The 20,915-nt window shown below is 62.2% G+C and carries 15 protein-coding genes; 3 read left to right on the forward strand and 12 right to left on the reverse strand.

The window, feature by feature from the left end; translation table 11 throughout:
• Positions 1-31: 31 nt before the first annotated feature.
• Positions 32-2,452 carry a DUF3536 domain-containing protein gene (locus V5E97_RS10830; RefSeq protein WP_406699336.1) on the reverse strand — a complete coding sequence of 807 codons (2,421 nt, stop codon included), beginning with the start codon at positions 2,450-2,452 and terminating at the stop codon, positions 32-34.
• A gap of 466 nt (positions 2,453-2,918) precedes the next feature.
• Here V5E97_RS10830 and V5E97_RS10835 point away from each other — a divergent pair, with 466 nt between their 5' ends.
• Entirely contained in the window at positions 2,919-5,003 is a 2,085-nt protein-coding gene (locus tag V5E97_RS10835) for a PAS domain S-box protein (protein WP_406699337.1), read from the forward strand.
• Positions 5,004-5,138: 135 nt separating this feature from the next.
• Entirely contained in the window at positions 5,139-5,957 is an 819-nt protein-coding gene (locus tag V5E97_RS10840; RefSeq protein WP_406699338.1) for a ThuA domain-containing protein, read from the forward strand.
• 40 nt (positions 5,958-5,997) lie between these two features.
• Here the strand turns inward: V5E97_RS10840 and V5E97_RS10845 are convergent, their stop codons facing one another.
• Together V5E97_RS10845 and V5E97_RS10850 are read right to left on the reverse strand one after the other, a co-directional pair.
• Positions 5,998-6,534 carry a hypothetical protein gene (locus V5E97_RS10845; RefSeq protein WP_406699339.1) on the reverse strand — a complete coding sequence of 179 codons (537 nt, stop codon included), beginning with the start codon at positions 6,532-6,534 and terminating at the stop codon, positions 5,998-6,000.
• A 228-nt stretch (positions 6,535-6,762) separates the two neighbouring features.
• On the reverse strand, positions 6,763-8,658 hold the full coding sequence (locus V5E97_RS10850) for a hypothetical protein (protein WP_406699340.1): 1,896 nt from the start codon (positions 8,656-8,658) through the stop codon (positions 6,763-6,765).
• A 404-nt stretch (positions 8,659-9,062) separates the two neighbouring features.
• On the opposite strand from V5E97_RS10850, the gene V5E97_RS10855 reads away from it, so the two are divergent.
• Complete coding sequence (locus V5E97_RS10855) at positions 9,063-11,066, forward strand: dipeptidyl-peptidase 3 family protein (RefSeq protein WP_406699341.1); 2,004 nt, start codon at positions 9,063-9,065, stop codon at positions 11,064-11,066.
• A 97-nt stretch (positions 11,067-11,163) separates the two neighbouring features.
• Here the strand turns inward: V5E97_RS10855 and V5E97_RS10860 are convergent, their stop codons facing one another.
• From V5E97_RS10860 to V5E97_RS10900, 9 genes are all read right to left on the reverse strand, one after another.
• Complete coding sequence (locus V5E97_RS10860; RefSeq protein WP_406699342.1) at positions 11,164-12,858, reverse strand: glucoamylase family protein; 1,695 nt, start codon at positions 12,856-12,858, stop codon at positions 11,164-11,166.
• A 530-nt stretch (positions 12,859-13,388) separates the two neighbouring features.
• Positions 13,389-14,738 carry a sigma-54-dependent transcriptional regulator gene (locus V5E97_RS10865; protein WP_406699343.1) on the reverse strand — a complete coding sequence of 450 codons (1,350 nt, stop codon included), beginning with the start codon at positions 14,736-14,738 and terminating at the stop codon, positions 13,389-13,391.
• A 28-nt stretch (positions 14,739-14,766) separates the two neighbouring features.
• Entirely contained in the window at positions 14,767-15,189 is a 423-nt protein-coding gene (gene msrB / locus V5E97_RS10870) for a peptide-methionine (R)-S-oxide reductase MsrB (protein WP_406699344.1), read from the reverse strand.
• A 148-nt stretch (positions 15,190-15,337) separates the two neighbouring features.
• Positions 15,338-16,750: a hypothetical protein gene (locus V5E97_RS10875; RefSeq protein ID WP_406699345.1), complete on the reverse strand. Its 1,413-nt coding sequence runs from the start codon at positions 16,748-16,750 to the stop codon at positions 15,338-15,340.
• A gap of 570 nt (positions 16,751-17,320) precedes the next feature.
• The gene (locus V5E97_RS10880; RefSeq protein ID WP_406699346.1) at positions 17,321-17,545 is read right to left on the reverse strand and encodes a hypothetical protein; all 225 of its coding nucleotides are present in this window, start codon (positions 17,543-17,545) and stop codon (positions 17,321-17,323) included.
• Between the two features lie 630 nt (positions 17,546-18,175).
• On the reverse strand, positions 18,176-18,439 hold the full coding sequence (locus tag V5E97_RS10885; protein WP_406699347.1) for an OST-HTH/LOTUS domain-containing protein: 264 nt from the start codon (positions 18,437-18,439) through the stop codon (positions 18,176-18,178).
• A gap of 17 nt (positions 18,440-18,456) precedes the next feature.
• On the reverse strand, positions 18,457-19,011 hold the full coding sequence (locus V5E97_RS10890) for an NYN domain-containing protein (protein ID WP_406699348.1): 555 nt from the start codon (positions 19,009-19,011) through the stop codon (positions 18,457-18,459).
• A gap of 219 nt (positions 19,012-19,230) precedes the next feature.
• Positions 19,231-19,527, reverse strand: a complete 297-nt coding sequence (locus V5E97_RS10895; RefSeq protein ID WP_406699349.1) for an RNA recognition motif domain-containing protein — start codon at positions 19,525-19,527, stop codon at positions 19,231-19,233.
• A 593-nt stretch (positions 19,528-20,120) separates the two neighbouring features.
• A complete protein-coding gene (locus V5E97_RS10900; protein ID WP_406699350.1) occupies positions 20,121-20,666 on the reverse strand; it encodes a hypothetical protein in 546 nt (181 codons plus the stop codon).
• Positions 20,667-20,915 lie beyond the last annotated feature (249 nt).

Raw genomic sequence — 20,915 nt, forward strand, 5'->3', positions numbered from 1 at the left:
AATCACGGATCAAAGGGGGGATTGCAACCCATCAAGGACGCCAGCCGAGCAAGTGCTGGCTCATGTTCAACTTGACGGCCAGGCTGGCGAAAACATTTTGAAGCGACGGATTCATTGCCTCCGAGTCGGAGAGCTGGACGTAGACGTCGAGCAGTTGGTTCTGTACCTGCCAGAGGTCGGGGCTGAGTTTCAGGAAGGTGGCCGCGTCGAGCAGGAGCGCCGCGTGGGCGACGATCGCCGTCAGGTCGGCGTCCGGGGCAAGACCACGGAGAAGCCGTTTGAGGGCCTGCGAGATTGTCTGTTCCAGCGGCCCTCGCTCGGGTTGATAGCCCCAGGTCCGGCCTCGCTCGTAAATCCCCTGGATCCGGGCGAGACTGCCATCCGGCTGGAGTTCCGAGAGTTCCTGCTTCAACTGGAGGTCGAAGTAGGACGACGCGGCCTCATGGAGCGGCTTCGGGATCGGGTAGTGCATCTGGCCAAGACGGTTGAGCACGTCGTCGTCGAGTGAGGAGAGCCGCTCGAAGGTTCGCTGATAGTCTTCGATCCGGTCCTGAAGGACGATCCCGATGATCCGTCTCTGCTCGTCGACGAACAGGTCGTCGAGCCGGCGAACCTTCCCCTCGAACTCGCGGGCCACCAGGGTGGTGACGTCGGCCATCGAGCCCGTCTTGTAGACGTTTATCAGTCGGAGCTTGAAGTTTTCATATTCCTTGACGGAGTCGGTATGTCGTAGGACCGTGTGGAAGTCGAGGCCGCCGTAGTGGATGACGACGAATGCGGTTTCGGCCTCGTCCCAGGTCTGGTCCGAGCGGACGCGAAGCCGGCCTACGGCCAGGTGGCTGGCGCCTCGTCCGCGGACTTCCTGGTCGAGGACGTCGAGGTTGAACGAATAGAGCCGCGTGTTCGTTTCGCGGGGCGGGAAGATCAGGCTCACGGCGTAGTGGGCGAGCACCCGATCGAGGTCGACCACGGCGGGGCGGATGATCTGGTCCCAGACCCCGCGTCCGGTCTTGAACTGAGGAACGTTGCTCAGGGCAGGCTTCAGCGCCTGGGCGAACTTGCCTTCGAAGTCGCGGTGGAAGTGCTTGGCCATGTGCATGGCGCGGGCGGCGTAGTGGAGGCACTGGGTCGCCTCGATGCCGCTGATCTCGTCGAAGAACCAGCCACAGCTCGTATACATCAGCATGCCGTCGCGCTGCATTTCCAGGAGTCGCAGGGCGTCGCGAATCTGGGTGTCATCCAGGTCGGGATGGCCCTGTTCCTTGAGGAAGTGGCGGACCGTGCGGGGGCTGCGATCAAGGATGACCTCGATGTAGGCGTCGCGCGCCGCCCAGGGGTCGGGGAAGCACTCGCGGCCCCTCGTCGCGAACAGGTGATCGATCTGCTCCCGGAGCTGGTCGAATGCCTTGCGCAGCGGTCCTCGCCATTTCTGGTGCCAGTCGCCCCGGGTCCGGCAACCGCAGTCCGAGTTCCAACGCTCGACGCCGTGGGCGCAGCTCCAGGCGCTCTTGTCGTGGATCTCGACTTCCCATTCCGGCGGATGGAGTTCGAGGAACTCGCCGTAGTTGGTCAGTCGGATGTTCGGGTCGTGGCTCAGCCTGTCGAGAACGTAGGCCAAGGCCATGTCCCCGTGGGGGTGATGGTGGCCGTACGATTCGCCGTCGGTGGCGATGTGCATGAGCTGGGGGTGGCGGCGGGTGTCGTCGAATCCGCGGAGCAATCGATCGAGAAATTTCTCGCCACTGTCGAGTAGCCGTTCGAACGCAACCTGCCGGGAGACGCTGCCATCGTAGAAGAAGATCGCCAGCGATTTCCCCGAGGGGAGCCGGATCGTATAAGCGCGTGAGGGGTCGATTCCGCCGGGGATCTCGGACCAATCCTGCTTGCCGATGGGGCGCCAGCGTTTCGCCTGGTGCGGCGCGAGTACGGTGAACCGAATGCCGGCGTCGGCGAGGGCCTCGAGCGAGGCGATGTCGGCGGCCGTCTCGGCCAGCCACATGCCCTCGGGCTTGTGGCCGTAGTAGTGTTGGAAGTCGGCGATTCCCCAGAGCACTTGCGTCCGCTTATCGTGTGCGCTGGCCAGGGGGAGGATGATGTGGTTGTAGACCTGGGCCAGGGCATTGCCATGCCCCCCCCGACGCTCGCGACTGAGCCGGTCGGCCTCGATGATGCCGGCGAGGACATCGGGCGCCGAGGTTTTTAGCCAGGAGAGGAGCGTCGGCCCGAAGTTGAAGCTCATCCGAGCGTAGTTGTTCGAGAGATTGAGGATCCTGCCTTGGTCATCGAGCAGGCGGGACCTTGTGTTGGGGCCGTAGCATTCGCGGGTGATCCGCTCATTCCAGTCATGATCCGGCTGAGCCGAGTCCTGAACCTCAACCACATCGAGCCAAGGGTTTTCGCGGGGCGGCTGGTAGAAATGACCGTGAATACAGAGATAACGCGGTGAACTCATGCGTGCCCTCAGCCCTTCAAATCGATCCGCCCTGGCGGCGACGCTCGTGGATTCCACGGCGATTTCCAAGGTCTCACCCTAGCATTTGCACCCTCCGCCGACAACGTCTTGTGGCGTTCCGCGTCGTTCCGTAGCCTTCCTCTGCTCCGAATTGAGGGGGTGTCGTCCTGACCTGACCCGTGAAGAAAATCATCGGTATGCCCTCATGTCTCGCGATTGACCGGCCTGCCGACCCCTGGTAGCATCCAGAACGATAACGTCGTAAATCAACGGGTTAGCGGAAGGACTCCACGACGTCATTGGCCGTGGCCGCGATTCATCGTCTGACATCAAGCGGAACGGGTCGGTTTTCCCCTAGCCCGATGGCTACGCGGGTTTCTCTGGAAGACCTGCCAGTACCCCGCCGGTCGGGGGATGGCTTCGGGCAAGTCCGGGCGCCGTTGTGGCTCCCTTTGGAGTTCCGACCATGGAGTTTGCCCGAACCGGGGATCACCACAACCACCTGGCGGCGGGACCTGACTGGCGAGCCGGGACGCTCGACGCGGTGCTCGCGGCGACCCCTGACTGCGTCTACCTCTGCGATCGCCCCGGGACCATCCTCTACGTGAATGTGCCGGGGGCCCTGCACTGGGGCCGCGAGCGGGACGAACTCCTCGGAATGACCTGGCAGGAACTGGGCCTCCCCTTCGCTACGACCGAGGCCATGCGCCTTCAGCGCGAGTCCGTTTTCGACACGGGCCGCTCGCTTGTCGGCGAGGTCGTGCTCACGGCTCAGGGAGTGACTCGCACCTGGCAAACCATGCTGACGCCGATGCAGGGCGAGGGGGGGCGGGTCGAAGTGGTAGTCGTCGCGTTCCGCGACATCAGCCAGTCGAAGAAGGCCGAACTCGCGCAGCGGGAGAGCGAAGAGAAATACCGCCTGCTCGCCGAGAACTCCACCGATATGATCTCGCGGCACAATCCGGACGGGACGTATCTCTATGCCTCGCCCGCCTGCCGCGCGCTCGTCGGTTACGAACCCGAGGAACTGATCGGAACCTCGCCCTACGATTTCGTTCATCCCGCCGACCTGCCCGAAATCGCCTCGACGCACGAGACGACCCTCCTGTCGCCCGAGACCTCCACGGTCGCCTTTCGTGCCCGCCGCAAGGACGGTTCCTTGATCTGGTTGGAGTCGACGGTCCGCACGATTCGGGATCCGATCACCAATGCGGTCATCGAGATCCAGTGTGCCTCACGCGACGTCTCGGCGCGGAAAGAAGCGGAGGAGGCGCTCCGGGAAAGTCGGGAGCAACTTCAGGCGATTCTCGACAACTCGACGGCCGTGATCTACATCAAGGATGCCGATGGCCGCTTCGTGCTCGTAAATCGTTGGTATGAGACAATGTTCAAGATTCCCCACGGATGGATCCTCGGCAAGACTGATTACGAGATTCTCCCGCGGGAACAGGCCGACCGGGTGCGGGCCAACGATCGGGATGTCCTTCGCAAGGGGGGGCCGATCGCGTTCGAGGAGGAGATTCACTACGAAGAAGGAATGCGTACCTATATCTCGATTAAATTTCCATTGCGGACCGGGCTGGGCATGCCCCTGGGCGTTGGTGGGATCTCGACCGACATCACCGATCGGAAGCTAACCGAGGAACAACTGCTCCGCAAGAATGAGCTGCTCCAGGAGGCGATCTGCTCAGAACGCCAGGCGCACGACGCGCTCAAGCGGGCGGAGAGCCAGCTCGTCCATGCCGAAAAGCTCAGCGCTCTGGGGCAGCTTGTGGCTGGGGTCGCCCATGAAATCAATAACCCACTGGCCTTTGTCACCAGCGACGTCTCGGTGCTCAAACGTGAAGTGGGCCACCTCCGCGACTTGCTCACGCTTTGCCTTGAAGCTTCCGACACCCTGGCCGTTCACCGCCCTGAACTCCTTGCGAAGATCCGCGAACGTGCCGATCGGGTGGATCTGCCCTTCATGCTCGAGAACCTGGATGGGCTGCTCAACCGCTCGAACGAAGGGCTGAGGCGAATCAGGCAGATCGTCAAAGACCTGCGCGACTTCGCTCGGCTCGATGAGAGGGACTTCAAAAATGTGAATCTCAACGACGGGATTGCATCCACGGTGAACATCATCCGAGGCCGGGCCCGCACCAAGGGGGTGGATCTGCTGACCGACCTGGCCCCTCTGCCCAGCGTGGCCTGCTACCCAGGGGAGCTGAACCAGGTCCTCCTGAACTTGCTCTCCAATGCGATCGACGCCACCAACCCGGGAGGCCGGGTGACGATCAAGACCCATGCGGTCGACGAGGGGGTCGAGATTCATGTGACCGACACCGGCAAGGGGATCGATCCGGCGATCCGCCACAAGATCTTTGACCCGTTCTTCACGACCAAGCCGGTGGGTGAAGGGACGGGCCTGGGCCTGTCGATCAGCTATGGCATCGTCCGGGCTCATGGAGGGACGATTGACGTCGAGTCGGAACTCGGCCAGGGAGCCACCTTCATCATCCGGCTCCCCCTCGAAACGACCGAATTCGAGCCGACGACCTCGATCCTCTGACGTCGGGTGATCCCTCGAAGAACGGCGACCAGGCTACCAACTATCGTCCGGTCCGCCGCTGGGATAGGGTAGGACGCGAGATTCCCGATCTCGTTCTCTCCCGCGTTTCCCAGCGACTTCGAGGAGACTGTGACGATGGGTCTGTTTCCAAGGTGGCTCTCACTGTTGGCCGTGGCCGTGGGGGCGTTTCTGTCCCCGTCATTACCGGCAAGAGCCGACGATTCCGCGCCGGGCAAACCCCTGCGTGCGTTGCTCATCACGGGGGGCTGCTGCCATGACTACGACGCCCAGAAGGTGATCATCTCCCAGGGCATCAGTGCCCGAGCTCCGGTCGAATGGACGATTGTCCACGAAGGGGGCACCTCGAATGATCATAAAATCAGCGTCTACTCGAATCCCGATTGGGCCAAGAAGTACGACGTGGTGGTCCACAATGAATGCTTCAGCGGGGTTGGCGACCGCGACTTCATCAAGCAGGTGGTGGCCGCGCATCACGCGGGCACCCCGGCGGTCATGATCCATTGTGCGATGCACACTTTTCGTGACCTGAAGACCGACGAATGGCGTGAGTGCGTGGGCGTTACCACGCGGCGTCATGGGCCCCAGCAGCCGCTCGAGGTCAAAAACCTCGCTCCCGACAATCCGATCATGAAAGGCTTTCCCGCCGTCTGGACCACCGGGAACGAAGAGCTCTATGCCATCGAGAAGGTTTGGCCTGGTGCCGTGCCCCTGGCCCAGGCCTACGCGCTCGACAACAAGAAGGATCACGCGGTCATCTGGACCAATACCTTTGGCAAAGGGCGCGTTTTCGGCACCACCCTTGCGCACAACAACACGACGATGCGCGATAAGGTTTATCTCGACATGCTGACCCGCGGCCTCCTCTGGGCGTGCGACAAGCTCGAGAAAGACGGCACGCCCAAGCCCGGTTACGGAGCCGCTTCGACCGACTGAGTTTGCCTGAGACAGCCCGTGAAAGGACCGGCACGAAAGCTCAACGTGGCCGAGCCGAGCCGGTCCCGGAATACTGGCTGGCCGCGCTCGGCGGAGGAGGCGGCTTGGTCAGGCCGGTTCCGGAAAGCGGATTGACTGCGCCGGGTCTGCCGGCGATCGGTGTACGCGAGCCTCTGAGCAGGGTTCCCTCGGACAGGGCGCTCTGGACTCCCAGGGGCGTCAAGCCAAGCCCCATCAGAGGATTCGTGTCGCCGACGCCGGAGATCAAGGGAGCCTGGAGCCCTGGTGGATACGCGTTCCCGAAGTAGCCGTAGCTCGTGGGGGAATAGCCGAATCCGAGGCCGACGCCAAAACCGACAACGCCTCCGTAGCCGTAGTAGCCCACCGGGGGATATCCATAGCCGTATCCGAAGCCGACGGCTCCGGGCACGCCATAACCGTAACCGTAGCCAGGATAGCCATAGGCACCGAACCCGGCGACCTGAGCGCGGGACTGGGGCGCCGTTACGATCAGGACCAGGAGCGCGAACGCCAAGATTCGGGTCGCGTTCCGGATTTGCTTGGGAAGCCGAGTCATCGCGGGTTCCTCCTCGTTGGTCGTACGCTTCGGCAGGGGTGACGGCTCCGATGCCTGCCCGCTTGAACTCCCATTATTATACAGGAGTCGGGAGACGAAGCGGGTCATGATCGCATTTTCCAGTCCCGCGGGGGGCGACCGTCAGTCGCCAGTGGCACAGCCCCGCGGGCAAGGAAAATGCTCAAATCAAGAATTGCCGTGGGCCTGAAATTCAAGAGATCCGCGCGTTTATTCCCGAGGCAAGTTCAGGCGCGTCGGGTTCCGCCAGACACGGCAGAATGGGGCTTCGGCCCGGCGGTAGCCGGGGTCAGGCCAGGTCGTTGCCGTGGAATAGACCCGTGTCTTGCCGTCGGGGCTCGTGAATTCGAAGAGGGGCACGGTCGTCGCCGGCGGCTGCTTCGCGTCGGCCGGCAAGGCGTGGAAACAGGGGGAGGCCTTCTCGTTGTCGGGATCCGCGCCGAGAACGAGCTTGGCGATGCCCTCGGTCTTCGTCGCAAAGACCGGCACAGACTTTTCTTCCGGGCGCTCCAGGGCGAAAAAGGCAACGGCCGTGGTGGAAGGCTCTGTGCCCTTACCGTGCGGCTGGCCCAGGACGAACGTTTCGCCGTGCCGGTAGACGGCGACCGGAAGATTGAGCTGTGGGGCGGCGAGGTCGAGTCGATACATGACCTGGTTATAGTCGTAACGCGGAGTCGCGTCCTTGTTGTCCGTGAAGGTGTGAGTGTACGTCCCCTCGAAGAACAGGCTCCGTCCCCCCTCTTCGTTCCACATCGGGTGCTGCTTCGGGTTGTAGAAGCTGTAATTGTCGTGGGTGACGACCTTGCGGGCGTAGACCCAGGGGCCAAGCGGCGAGTCGGCCGTAGCGAACCAGACCTCGCCGAGAAACGAAGTGCCGCCGACTTCGACCGTGATCATGACCCAGCGCTTGAGATGGTCGTTCCAGTAAACGGACCCGCCATGCGCGGAAACTGCCTTGCCCGAGTCGGCATCCTGCAACGCGAGAAGGACTTCGTCCGGCTTGAGGAGATTCTGTTGCACGAGCTTTGCCTGCTCGGCGGCAAAGAGGGCCGGGGTGTTTGTCTTCCAGGAATAGTGGGGTGAGCCATCCTCCGCGCGGTCGATCTTCGGCGCGTCCAGGCGGCTCCCCTTCACCAGGCAGGTGAACGCCTCGTACCGTTCGGGCTGCGCCAGGGATTCCGGGTCGGCCTTGACTCGGATCAGGGGATACGGCTTTGCAAAATAGACGTACTCCACGCCGTCGACAACCTTCAGAAAAGGGTGACCGCCGAGCAGAGTCGGGCTGTCCAAGGGGAAGGTCGCAGCCTTCTTGAAACGCTGAGTCGCATCGTCAAATTCGACAAGTCCTCGCTCATAGACGTCGAGAAGATTGCGGATCTTGGCGTAGCCGGCAAACATCCGGTCGCGGCCGGTTCCGTCGCGGAGCACGACAAGTCCGTCGATCCAGGTCGGCCCACTTCCGGGCATCTGAGCCTCGGCGCGGGCAAAGCCGTCCTCTCCCACGAAGTATTCGAGGTTGACGCCCTGCCTGGGGTTGAGTCCGCCGTCGGCCGGGAGAAGCGAGGTGGCGCCTGGGACGTTGAAGTTTCCCAAGGGGTAGGCGGGGCGGTTCGTGTCGCCCCAGAACCAGTAGATCTTGCCGCGATAGAGAGCGTTGATCACGCTGTCCGAGCCCAGGACCTTGCCGTTGATGACCGGCTGCCGGAGCGGATTCGGGCGGCCCACGAGCACGCTATCGCGGTAGATTCCTCCTCCGGTGACTCGGTAGAGCCGCTCGGCGATGTTAATCCGCTTGAGCTTCAACTGGGCGGAACCCCCTTCGCGAACGGGAAGCGACTTCCCACGATAGCCGAAGCCGTCCTTGGGGAATTCATAGCCGTGACTGCTGACATGGAAGAAGACCGGCTGGTCCATCAACCCCGGTTCTTCGAAGGCCGCGATCCCGTTGCTGTCCGTGACGAGCCTGATGTCGTTGACCGTCCGGAGTTCGACCAGCGGTACGCCGCGGCCGGTCTGTTCGTCGACGACTTCGATCGTGAAGAATCGCTGTGTCGCAGGCTCGGCGGCAATCAGCGACAGCATCAAAAATAGGGCGGCCTGCGTCATCGTCTCGATTCTCCACCATCAAGAGACACTTGTAATGCTATGGACTACTCCGCTCTGATTTCACGGATCGCCCCGGGCGGCGTTAATGATACCGTAAAGCCGACAAAAAATGTTCTGATCCGACCGCGTAGCCCGTCGCGAGCGAATTCTCAGCCTCGCTGGCGATGAGTCCGTCCTGTTCCGGAACAGTCACAATTCAGACCGACCACTGGGCTGGCTTGGATAAGCCAGGAGGTCACGATATTTGTGGTTTTTCAGGGAATCGAGCGATCAGGAAGAAGACCATGCCGAGCGGCCGTCCCCTTGTTATCATGGCGACCACTCCAAAACTCGTAGCGTCGAGCCGGCGAAGCGAATCGAGTTTGTCTTCCACCCGCGCAAAAAAATCAAGGAGTCGAAAACGGATGCGCCCGACTACCTGGTTGCTCGCAACCTTCATCGTTCCCCTCCTGGTGGCTCCCGTCCTTGCCGACGAGCCGAAGGCCGAGCGGCCCTACCTGCTCGAACGCGTCGACGAAGCGGCTGTCGCGAGAATTTATGCGGATGGATTCACCAAGCTCCCGCTTGATCAGAAGGTGCTGCTCTATCACCTCTATCAGGCCGCGGTCGCGGGTCGTGACATCTACTACGATCAGCGCTACGTTCACTCGCTTGCGATGCGCGAGATCCTCGAGTCAATCCTGACCCATAGCGAGGGAATTGATCCCGCGACGCTCGACGAGATTCGCCGTTATACCAAGCTCTTCTGGCTGAACAGCGGGCCATATGCTCATCTGACCGCACGCAAGTTCGTCCTCAAGTGCACGCCCGAGGCGTTCGCGGCCGCGGCCAAGAGTGCCGCCAAGGCGGGGGCCACGTTTCCTTCGGAAAAGGGTGAGTCCCTGGAGTCATTGCTCGACCGGCTCCGGCCGTCGTTCTTCGATCCGAACTTCGAGCCCATCGTGACCAACAAGACGCCGGGACCGGGCAAGGACATCCTCGCGACGAGCGCGAACAACCTCTATGTCGGGGTCGAAATGAAGGACCTCGACGGGTTCCGCGAGCAATACGCGTTGAATTCGCGTCTGGTCAATCGCGATGGCCGACTGGTGGAGGAGCCCTACCGGATCGGTGGCAAGTATAGCGAGCAAATCAGGCGGATCGTGGGGCATCTGGAGGAAGCGGCCAAGCACGCGCCGGCGACCATGCGGGACGCCCTCCATGCGCTGGTTCAATTCTATCGGACGGGTACGAACGAGGATCGTGAGAAGTACGACATCGCCTGGGTTCGCGATAAGGATTCACCCGTCGATACGATTAATGGGTTTATTGAAGTGTATATGGATGCACGAGGGGTCAAAGGCTCGTGGGAATCGGTCGTTTTCTTCGTCAATCAGGAGAAGACGGGGGAGATTCGCAAGCTTGCGGCTGATGCGCAGTGGTTTGAGGACCACATGCCCTGGATCAAGGAGTATCGCAAGCCGAACGTCCAGGGGATCACGGCCAACGCCATTGAGGTGGTGATCGAGACCGGCGACTGCGGACCGATTACGCCGATCGGGATCAACCTGCCGAACGATCAGGAGGTCCGCGAGCGTTACGGGAGCAAGTCGGTCTCGCTCTCGAACGTCCTGGAGGCGAGTGACAAGTCGACGCCGACCACCTTTCGGGCCGAGTTCGCCTGGACCCCCGAGGAAGTGGCCCGAGCCACGAAGTGGAGCGTGCTGGGCGGAGAGCTCTTGGTCAATATGCACGAGGTGATCGGCCACGCCTCGGGACGGGTCTCCCCGACTCTCCAGGGAAAACCCCAGGACCTGCTCAAAGAGCAGTACTCGGCCCTGGAAGAGGGGCGTGCCGATCTGGTGGCGCTCTACTTCATGCCCGACCCCAGACTGGCCGAACTCGGATTGGTCAAAGCCGAAGACCAGGCCGAGGTCACCCAGGCCGTCTACGAGAACTATACGCGCAACGGCTTGGTCCAACTGCGCCGGATCCCCACGGGGGCGCAGATCGAGGAAGACCACATGCGGAACCGCCAGATGGTGGTCCGCTGGCTGATGGAGCACACCAAGGCGATCGAAGTCCGCCAGCGCGAGGGCAAGACGTACTATGTCATGATCGATGCCAAGGCGTTTCATGAAGGAGTCGGCAAACTCTTGGCCGAAGTCCAGCGGATCAAGTCGGAAGGGGACTACGAGGCGGCCAAGAAGCTCTTCGAGACTTACGGGATCCACTTCGATCCGATGCTTCGGGATGAGGTCCTGGCCCGGGTCAAGAAGCTCGACCTGCCCTCTTACACCGGGTACGTCATGCCAAGATTGACGCCGACTACGGGAGAGAATGGCACGATTCGCGACGTGACGATCTCCTACCCGAACGACTTGACCGAGCAGATGCTCGAGTTCTCGGCTGCGGGTAAGTCGCGTTAAACCGGCCTGCTTTCGGCTGGCGTTCTCGGCCAGGGGTCTTCGCCCACGGGTTCCGAGCACTGAACCCGTGGCTCACGGGCGTGAACGTGTCTGTGGATTACGCCAGGCTCCCATCGGGAAGTGGAACCTGCGCGAGGAGTTCCTGGTCGGCGGATTGGGGCTCCTTGGTGCGACGTCCCTTGCGGCTCCGGCGCTTCTGAGGCTGAGTTGGGCCCGTTTCGATCGTGGCTTCGGGCGTGTCTCTCAGAGCAAAGGGAACTTTGGTCGCTTTCCGGCCGTGACCGAGATGCGGCGAGGGGATTGGCGGAACGCTGGCGAGGTCGCTCAACCACTCGGTGCCGGCGGCAATGACGCTTGGATTCGTCTCATGCACGGGCACGACCTGGGGGGTTCGCAGCGTGGTCTTGAGGGCGAGTCCCGCCTCGAACCGCTCGGGGGCGATCAAGGGGCGGACCGCCGCTTCGACCGCACCATCGCTGAAGGCACGGATCAGCACGTCACCATTCAACGCGTTGGCGATCGCCGCCAGGATCATCCCCTGGTCGAGGATCAAGACGCGATCGGAGACGCGCCCCGTCATGACGTCCACGGAGTCCATGAAGCCGTGGTTGTTATAGATGGGGAACCGCTCTGCCAGAGCCCGCAGGTTGGCCATGGCTTCGGCCGGTGCGTACCGTAGGGCCAGGAGCGACGCGTGTGGAGTGACCACTCCCTCGCGCGCTTGCGCTGCTGGGTTCATCTGCGACCACGCACCGAGGCCTGGGATGCCGAAGGCGTGATAGCCTCCATCGGGATCGCACGAGGCGGAAACGCCCCAGAAACCGAGTCGCGGGTCGTTCTGCCCATATTCGATCTGGGCTTTCACGTACAGCGGATGGTTGATGCCCCAGCTTTCGGGGGCCCACTCGGCTTCGGGGACGAACAGGGTGACCATCAACGCTTCGAACATGGTGCCGTCCCAGGTGGGGACGAGCCGGATCCCGCGCACTTCCTGGGTCCCTTGCACCACCGGAACCCCGGCATGAATTCGCGTCGGGGCCCCGGGCGACACCCCCGCGCGTTGCATGCGGTAGTAGTGCTCGCCGGGCAATTGACCGCGGGCGATGCCCACGTAGCTGGCAATCCGAGGCTCGGTGTTCAACGTTCCATAATGAAACTCGGTGAACATCTGATCTTCGGGCCAGTAACCGCCGCGAAGCAGACCGGGGTGCGCGATCGGGTTGGCGGCGTCGTATGGGTTATAAAAGAAGGCGAAATTCATGGGGTCGAGGAGGGGATCGACGGCAGGTCGGAGATCGGGACGGACATTGTTGATGACCATCAGGGCGGCCGCCAACCAGCCGTTGTCCACGCTCGAGAGGAAAGGGCGGACCAGTCCTCCCCCCGGCCATGTCAGCGATTTCGCTCCGCTGACCGGGTCATACCAGTTGTAATAGAAGCCGTTCGAACGCTCGAGACGCGCAAGTGCCTCCAAAGTTCGAGAGAGACGCTGGCCCGCCTCGTCCCGGGTGATCAGGCCCAGGCTTTCCGCGGCCAAGGTGCTCCAAAGATAGGCTGCGACGTTCGAGGGCGATGTGAGCCCGGTCGGAATCCAGACGTCCCCTTCGCGTCGGAGTGCGTCGGCTGGCAGGTCAACTCCGGACGTGATCGCTTCGATCGAACGCCAGGTGTCTCGTGCGTAGGAAGCCAACTGCGCCCGGTCAGCAGTTCCAATCGCGTTCGGCTCGGCCCTCGCAATGGCCGGGCTGAACAGAGTGAGCGCCATGGTGGCGGCGACCTTATGTGGGATCATTGGATTCACCCCCCCATGTCACCTTCGATGCGCGGCCGGGCCGGAATCACTCGCCAAGGTTCCGGACTGAGCAGATCGGACGTGGAGAACCGGCCATCGAGGGATTTCATATCTATGATTCTTACGAAGTTCGCACGCATTCGGTTCGCAATCTGGCAAGTCCCCGTTGAGAGGGATGCACTCTCAGGCATCAGGGGCCCGGAACGCTGGCCACAGAGTAGCTACGGCCTCCCCATCCTATTGGGACCGTTGGAGATGGTCTTTTTTGCATCATTGAGCATCCAGGCACGACTATGGATGCTCGGCTCTCGACGACTTGAACACCCGGCTCAGGCGAACTGCCGGGCTTGTTCAGGTTTCCCCAGGGAAAACGAGCCTGCAAAAAACCGGATCTCTCAGTAAGGACTTATCGGTCTAGATGTCGCTTTGAACGATTCTGATTGGAAAAAGTGAGAGACTGGCGGAGATTTGAAGGGACTGTAACGGGGCCTGCCTCACTCCTTGGCGGGAGGGAGACGATATGGCGTGGGTCAGACCGAAAGACCGTAGAGTTTCCGCTTACGGTAGAGCGTGCTGACGTCAATGCCCAGGATTTGAGCCGCCTCGTCGAGACTGGCCGTGGTGGCGAGGATCTGGCGGATGTGCTCGATTTCCACTTGCTCGAGGCTCACCGCCGCGCCGACCCGGATCGCAGTCACGGGGCCAAGTTGCGACCGGGTCTGTGCGATCCGTTCCGGCAGGTCGGTCAGGCCCACTTCGGGGCCGGAGGCGAGGATTGCGGCCCGCTCGACGGCGTTGCGGAGCTCGCGGAGGTTGCCCGGCCAGGTGTGGCGTGTGAGGGCGGTTCGCGCCGCGGCGTCGAAGCCGGTCAGGTGGCGGTTGGTCTGGCGGGCGAAGAAAGCAAGCAGATGATCGGCCAAGGCGAGCAGGTCCGTCCGTGAGCGGAGCGGAGGGAGCGTCAGTTCGACCACGTTGAGGCGGTAGAGCAAGTCCTCGCGGAAGGTCCCGGCGGCCACGGCCTCTTCGAGCCCTCGGTTGGTCGCGGAGAGCAACCGAACGTCGGCGGACCGGGTTTTTGACTCACCCACTCGCTCGTAGCGCTTCTCCTGGAGGAATCGCAGCAGTTTCGGTTGCAGGGCAGGGGGGAGGTCCCCCACTTCATCCAGGAAGAGGGTTCCTCCCTCGGCGGCGGCGACCTTGCCGGCGGTCTCGCGGACCGCGCCTGTGAAGGCCCCTTTGGCGTGGCCGAACAAATCGCTTTCGAGCAGTTCCGGGCTCAGGCTGGGGCAACTGACCGTCACGAAGGGTTCTTGAACGCGTCGACTCCAGGCATGCAAGGTGCGGGCGAGCACTCCTTTGCCGGTGCCGTTCTCGCCCCGGATCAACACGGCGGCTTCGGAGGAGGCCACCACGCGGGCGAGTTCCTGAAGCCGCTTCATCTGGGGATCGGGGCTGTCGAGCTCGACCTCGGGGATTTCGGCACGGACCCGTTCCGTCAGGCCGGCCACCTGATCGCGTAAGCCGCGGACCTTGGCGATCCGTTCGAGAGCCCCGCGGACCTGGGCGGGGGTGAAGGGCTTGGGCAGGTAGTCGAACGCACCTCGGCGCATCGCATCGACCGCGGTATCGACGCTGGCGTGGGCCGTGATCACGACGATCGCCAGGCGAGGCAACTGGGTCAACAGCGGCACGATCAGGTCGAGCCCGGACTCGCTGCCGAGCCGCAAGTCGAGCAAGGCGGCGTCGAACGGATGACGTTCGACATGGCGGAGGGCCGAGGAGGGCGAGTCGGCCTCGTCGACGGCGTGCCCCATTGCCTCAAGCGCCACCCGGAGCGTGCGCCGGATGTTGGGTTCGTCGTCCACGATCAAAACACGCATGGGGGCGGATCCAAGGGAAAGACAGGGGTCAGGATCCGCTGGCTTCCCTGGGAGCGGATTGGGTCTCGAGTTGGATCGAGACCGAGTTGATGCAATAACGCAGCCCAGTGGGAGCCGGTCCGTCATTGAAGACATGCCCGAGGTGCCCGCCGCAACGGCTGCATGTGACTTCCGTCCGGATCATGCCGTGGCTGACATCGCGATGCTCATCAATGCGTTCCGCTTCCAGGGCCTGGGAGAAGCTCGGCCAACCGCAGCCCGAGTCGAACTTCACCCCCGATGCAAAGAGCTCTTGGCCACAGCCCGCGCAACGGTAGACGCCCGGAGTCTTGGTGTTCCAGTATTCCCCCGTGAAGGCGCGTTCCGTCCCCTTTTCTCGGAGCACGTGATATTGCTCGGGAGTCAGTTGTTCACGCCATTGCTGATCCGTTTTGATGTCGTTTTCGGCCATCGGCGTCGCTCCTCAACAATCCTTGGGGCTGGCTCCAAAGGGCACGCGTCGTCCGTCGTGCCCGCGACCTCTCACGGAAGCCGGGACTGGAACCCGTGGCATTCAGATTCCCCGTTGGCTCTCGATTCCGAGTGATCCAACACAACGGTCACTTGGCGACATCTTTTCGTTTGAACGCCAGCCATTCCTTGCCGGTGCCCGAGTCCAGTTCTCGAAAGATCGCGTCGATCTCTGAGGATTTGGGAGTTCCCGCCTTCTCGCGTTCGACCCCCTTTTTGGCCATATTCGCGGTCGTCTCGCCCCAGTCTCCACTGGCCAGGCCATAGCTCAAGGCGGCGTAATACCAGACCCTCGCGTCATTCTCGTTCGACTTCTCGAGCTTCTCGAAGACGTTGTAGGCTTGTTGATACTTTCCCTGTTTGAAGAGTTCGACTCCGCCCGCCAAGGCGTTGTCCGCGAGGCCCGCATCCGCGTTTTCAAGGGTCAGCGGGGCAGGCTCGAGGGGGGCGGCCGCCGCGGGAACGGGAACCGGGGTGCTGCTGTTGGGCGATGCCGACGGAGCGGGGACCTCCCGATTCTCGGGTTCCGCCGGCTTCGTTTCCAGCGTTTCGACGTCTCCTTTGAGGAGATTGACCGACGTCTCGAGGCCTTCCATCCGCGTGTTGATGCCATCGAGTCGTTTGGCGATTGGATCAATCGTGGCAAGGGCTTTGGCGACGCCGTCGATCTGCTGGCGAATGGGCGAGAGGTCGGGCGCTGCGGGGGGCTTTGAAGCTTCGTCGAGTTGTTTCTCAAACGCGTTAACCTGCTTGCCAAGCTCGTCGAGCCGGGTCTTCAGCGGCTCGAGTTCCGCGGTGCTCAGGCTTGGCGGGGCTTCAGCCGGTGCGTCGGTCGCGGAGGAGGAGGAGGCCACGGCCGGTTCGGTCGGCGACTCATCCTCCCGGACGAACCGATTGTAAGCCCAGGCCCCCAAGAACCCGACCATGAGCGAAACCACGGCCGCCGCAATCAGCACGGTGGTGAGCGGGGGAGCGCTCACGGCCGCCGGTTGAGGCGCGGGGGCCCCTGCGTTCGGCGGCCGTTGGCTCGGCCGCTCGAGCCGTCCGGCGATGGGAGGGGTCGACGACATGGAACCCGACGTCGGACCTGACGAGGGGGCCGTCACGGTCGATTCGTGAGCGGCCGCGACGCTCTCTCGCTCAGGGGAGGTCGCTCGCCCCGGTGCGACCGGCTGCTCGACCGGCGGTGGGGGGGCGAGCCGGGCTTCCGGCCTCGGCGCGGGCGTTCCCTCCGGCTGAAGCTGCGAAGGCACGTCTTCCCGCGGTTTCTCGCTGGCACGAGGAGCCGGCCCAGGCGGAGGAACTGGGCTTTCGGGGATGTCGATATCGCCCTGGAGTTCAAGCAGAGCCATGTTGATGGCGTTGGACTTTGGGGCGGCGGTCGCTCTGGCGCCAGGATCGGACTGCGGTGGAACCGTCGGTTTGTCCCGCCCCGAATCATACGGCGACGCAGACTCGTCCTGAGCCATGGGGCGCACCCCCGCGGCCGGGAGAGGGGGCATCGTTCGTCGGTCTTTTGGAGGTGTCGACATGGTTCTTCACGTGGTCTTGATGATTGATTGATGGTTCACTCAATCGCACGATGAAATCCACCGTACCCGCGATGGCGTCCGAAGAATTTCTCGAGGACGGAGCCTCCTGCAGGCGAGCAGGGATGCGGAACTGAGTGGGACTTTCCTCGCCGCGGGACGAACCTCGAGGTGGTTGATCGGGGAGGCGACTTCGCCGGAAAAAGAACGGGACAGCTCGATCCGAGGAACGCGCTGCTCCGTAACGGAGGCTCGACGATGAGCCTCCAGCCTTCCGAATCCAGTCAGGTTCGAGGCCTCAAGGAGCGGAGGCGCAGTCGATAAGCCAGGGACCCGGAACGGAGACATGGAACTCACCTCCGGCCTCTTCGTCGGAGCGGACATGTGGGGTTCCCGGGCTCCCGTCGCCATCTTAGCCCTCCGTGGAGCGAAGAGATACAACCTCGTGAAAAGAAACGTGTTACGAAGATTTGCTCGTCGTCTGGGCCTGATCCCTGAGACTCTCATTTTTCGTGAGGGAACACGTTCGAGCGGCTCAATGACTCAGCGCTGGGCGGCCCTGCGGAAGTAGTCGACCCACTTCTTGACGCTCGGCTCGGTCACGTGAATCAGGCTGGCGTCAATCTTGGCCTTGTCAGGCGTGCCTGCCTTCTCGCGTTCGACCGCTTTATTGAAGAGCTGAATGGTCTCGTCTTTCCATTGGTTCGTTGCCAGGCCATGGCTCAGAGCCGCGTAGTACCAGACCCGGGCGTCGTTTGGTCGGGACACCGTGAGTGCGTGGAAAAGGTCGTTCGCCTCTTGGTACTTTGCTGCTTTGAACGCATCAAGCCCTTGCGCGAGGTCGTCATCGGAGAGCGTTTCCGGGGGATTGGTTGTTCCCGTCGGCAGCGCGGAGTCCGCGGCCCTCTTTTTCTTCGCTTTCAGGGCCAGGACTCGTTCGCGAAAACTCGCGATTTGCTTGTCGGCGGCGGCGGCCTGGTCGTCGAGGGTCTCGACTTTTTTGGCGAGGGCAGGCAGAGCCTCGGCCGATCTGGCGAGTTCGTCGACTTGCGCTCGAAGTGCGTCCAGCTCGGTGGCAGGGCTGGGTTTGGCGATCGTAACCCGTTCCTGGAGCTTCTGGATGCGGGTCGAGAGGCGTTCGATTTCTGTCTTGAGCGAGCTGAGGAATTGCCCAAGTCGGCCGGCGTCGCGGCCGGGTTCTCCGCCAGGGAGTCCGTCGCACAGGTCGCCATCAGCGCCAGCAAGACGCAGACCCCGGCGATCACAGAGATCGACGGGGCGGTGCAGATCGGGCTGGCGGTGGGGCGTGTCTCGCGATTTTTGAGAGGGCCCACCATGGGATCGAACCTTCCGGGGTGTGAGTGTCGTGACAAATCCGGAGAGGTGGAAACGATCGTCTCAGGCTTCGCGCGGTCGCCGGGGCACATGACGCGGTTTTTCGATCGCATCCTTGGCGGGTTCACGGACGCCGAAGCGGGTGACGACGTAGGTGCCACTCTTCGGGTTGCGCTCGATGTCGACGACGCCTTGGTTGTCAGCTTCTTCGAGGAGATGAGTGAAACTCCGATAGCCGTAGTAGCTTTCGTCGAACGATGGCTTCTTCCGCTTCATCGTGTCCTTGATCATCGAAGCGTAGAGGACCTCGTGGTTCTCGCGTCTCAACGCATTGCAGGCCTCGATCAGCAGCGTATAAACCTCGCGTTTCGCTCCGGCATATCGGCGAAGACATTCACCGCCAGTTCTTGCTCATCCTGTTCCTGACGCTCGAGATCTTCGTAATAGATGAACTCGTCGCAGTTGTCGCGCAGCAGATTGGACGTCGAGCCCTTCATTCCCAGGCCGATGACGTGCTTGCCGTTTTCTTTGAGTTTGGATGCAAGCGGAGAGAAGTCGGAATCGCCCGAGACGATCACGAAGGTGTCGATGTGGGGCTTGCTCCAGGCCAGGTCCATCGCATCGACGACCAGTCGGATATCGGCCGAGTTTTTGCCGGTCTGGCTCCGCTTGGGGATTTCGATCAATTCGATCGCGGCTTCGTGGAAGGGAGCCGTGTAGTTTTGATACCGGTTCCAGTCGGCGTAAGCCTTTTTGACGATCAGCTTCCCTTTTTCCACCAACCGTTCGAGAACCTTCTGGATTTCAAATTTGGTCTTGCGCTGGTTTTGAAACCCCATGGCGAGGTTTTCCAGGTCCACAAAGACCGCGAGGCTGCGTTCCCGCTCGGTTTTTGACATGAATCGCTCAACTACCCGCGGCATGCGAAAGCCCAGCCACGTGGGACGAATTTTCACTCCCGCTCGCCCACGAGGAGTGGGAGGAAGAGCGGAAGGACTTCCCAACTTACGCCGGAAGCCTCTGTGCCGCAACCCGGCACGGTGCGAGGAATTTCGCGGGCCGGCCGGATTGTCTCATCCGCTCTCTCTTGTCTGTCAGAAGGTTCCGTGCAAGGCGATTTAGCCGGCACCCCCGCCGAACCAACCACCACCGGCGTACAAGTCGCGCACCGTGCGTCGTGGGCGAGATTCATTGACGGTCAACTTCCGATCACGATGCTCGGCTCCGTTCAAAGCTGCAATCGCCGCTTTGGCTTCCGAGTCGCTAGGCATCTCCACCATGCCGAATCCACGAGACTGACCGGTCCGCGACTTGACTTGCACCTCGGCCAACGTCACCGCGCCCAGCGGGTCGAACAAGGCCCGCAAATCGTCTGAAGTCACAGTGTAATCCAAGTTTCCGACATAGATCATCATGACGGGCTTCAACTCCTCTTCAAGCGAGACGACGGAAAGCATCAATCGAGACCAGACACGTCCTCGAACGTCCGGAGGAGGGAGTCAGCGCGACCCCACATCCTGACGTCAACAAGGCGATCCCGTCTCGAAAACAACCATGAAAGCACCAGCGGCCCCACCCGAGGGGCAGGTCAGGCGTGCGGTCAACCCACAAAAACTGTAACGGAAGGCGCTCGGGGCGGGGCTACGTCACCACAATCGACTTCGCGACCCCTCACACGCGACCTCGGCAATCATGGCAGTTTAACGGATATGAGGCTGGTCTGCCAGGGGCATCCGGCTTCCGCTCCGCGGGCCACGGTGAATGACTGTGCGCACCTCAGACCAAGCTTCGAGTCAGCTCGGGGGCCCTGTACTACGCGACCAGAGGGCCATGAAGTCGCGCCACTGTTCTCCACGGGGCCATAACTTTGGTTCTCGTGGGGAATCGGGACGAGAGCGCGTTGAGTCGGGGCGGGTTTGGGAAAGATGGAGATGTGTTTCCCGACCGATCAACAAAAAAAAACCCGGCCGTGGGAACGGCCGGGGAAGGAATCGAGGGGACGATTCAATCAAGCCTGGGGCGCTGCCTTGACAGGGGCCTGCGGGACCGGCAGCGGAGCGGGGGTCACCTTCGAGGGAGCTTGGGGAGCGGGAGAAACCTTCGAGGGAGCCTGGGGAACGGGGGCCACCTTCGAAGGAGCCTGGGGAGCGGGAGAAACCTTCGAGGGAGCCTGGGGAGCGGGCTCAACCTTCGAGGGAGCCTGGGGAGCGGGCTCAACCTTCGAAGGAGCCTGGGGAGCGGGCTCAACCTTCGAAGGAGCCTGGGGGACGGGGGCAACCTTCGAGGGGGCCTGGGGAACGGGTGCTACCTTCGAGGGAGCCTGGGGAACAGGGGCAACCTTCGAGGGGGCCTGAGGAGCGGGCTCAACCTTCGAGGGAGCTTGGGGAGCGGGGGCAACCTTCGTGGGAGCCACGGGAGCCGGGGTCACCTTCGCGGGAGCCTGGGGCTCAGGCAAAACCTTGGCCGGAGTCTGCGCGGTTTGTGCCATGGCCGACGAGGTCAGACCGAAGGCCAGCGTTGCGCCGGCGATACCAAACATGCGGCGGAAGTTCATGAATTGTGTCTCCTCAATGGGGTGCGAAGCCTAACTCAACCGGCGACCGAGATCGAAAAACCTACAGCCCGATCCGGCTGGGGTTTGTTCTATTATACTTGATAAATAATTGCGGTCTCTGGGTGTTTTGCGGATTTTTAGAAGAATATGCCGGATGTCGTTGTTGGTCGCAGACCTTGACGATTATGACGGCAGATCGTGTGCCTGTTTTTTGGATTTTTTTGCCTGTTTTGCCGATTTTGTCAGGGA

Source organism: Singulisphaera photorubra (assembly GCF_045290345.1).
Classification (GTDB): Bacteria; Planctomycetota; Planctomycetia; order Isosphaerales; family Isosphaeraceae; genus Singulisphaera.

Bases quoted from the DNA above. Each gene is read 5' to 3' on its own strand.
- V5E97_RS10890 (WP_406699348.1), bottom strand. From the start codon at position 19,011: ATGTCAAAAACCGAGCGGGAACGCAGCCTCGCGGTCTTTGTGGACCTG.
- V5E97_RS10845 (WP_406699339.1), bottom strand. From the start codon at position 6,534: ATGACTCGGCTTCCCAAGCAAATCCGGAACGCGACCCGAATCTTGGCG.
- V5E97_RS10875 (WP_406699345.1), bottom strand. From the start codon at position 16,750: ATGCCCCCTCTCCCGGCCGCGGGGGTGCGCCCCATGGCTCAGGACGAG.
- V5E97_RS10830 (WP_406699336.1), bottom strand. From the start codon at position 2,452: ATGAGTTCACCGCGTTATCTCTGTATTCACGGTCATTTCTACCAGCCG.
- msrB (WP_406699344.1), bottom strand. From the start codon at position 15,189: ATGGCCGAAAACGACATCAAAACGGATCAGCAATGGCGTGAACAACTG.
- V5E97_RS10860 (WP_406699342.1), bottom strand. From the start codon at position 12,858: ATGATCCCACATAAGGTCGCCGCCACCATGGCGCTCACTCTGTTCAGC.
- V5E97_RS10900 (WP_406699350.1), bottom strand. From the start codon at position 20,666: ATGAACTTCCGCCGCATGTTTGGTATCGCCGGCGCAACGCTGGCCTTC.
- V5E97_RS10835 (WP_406699337.1), top strand. From the start codon at position 2,919: ATGGAGTTTGCCCGAACCGGGGATCACCACAACCACCTGGCGGCGGGA.
- V5E97_RS10840 (WP_406699338.1), top strand. From the start codon at position 5,139: ATGGGTCTGTTTCCAAGGTGGCTCTCACTGTTGGCCGTGGCCGTGGGG.
- V5E97_RS10895 (WP_406699349.1), bottom strand. From the start codon at position 19,527: ATGATGATCTATGTCGGAAACTTGGATTACACTGTGACTTCAGACGAT.
- V5E97_RS10865 (WP_406699343.1), bottom strand. From the start codon at position 14,738: ATGCGTGTTTTGATCGTGGACGACGAACCCAACATCCGGCGCACGCTC.
- V5E97_RS10855 (WP_406699341.1), top strand. From the start codon at position 9,063: ATGCGCCCGACTACCTGGTTGCTCGCAACCTTCATCGTTCCCCTCCTG.
- V5E97_RS10850 (WP_406699340.1), bottom strand. From the start codon at position 8,658: ATGACGCAGGCCGCCCTATTTTTGATGCTGTCGCTGATTGCCGCCGAG.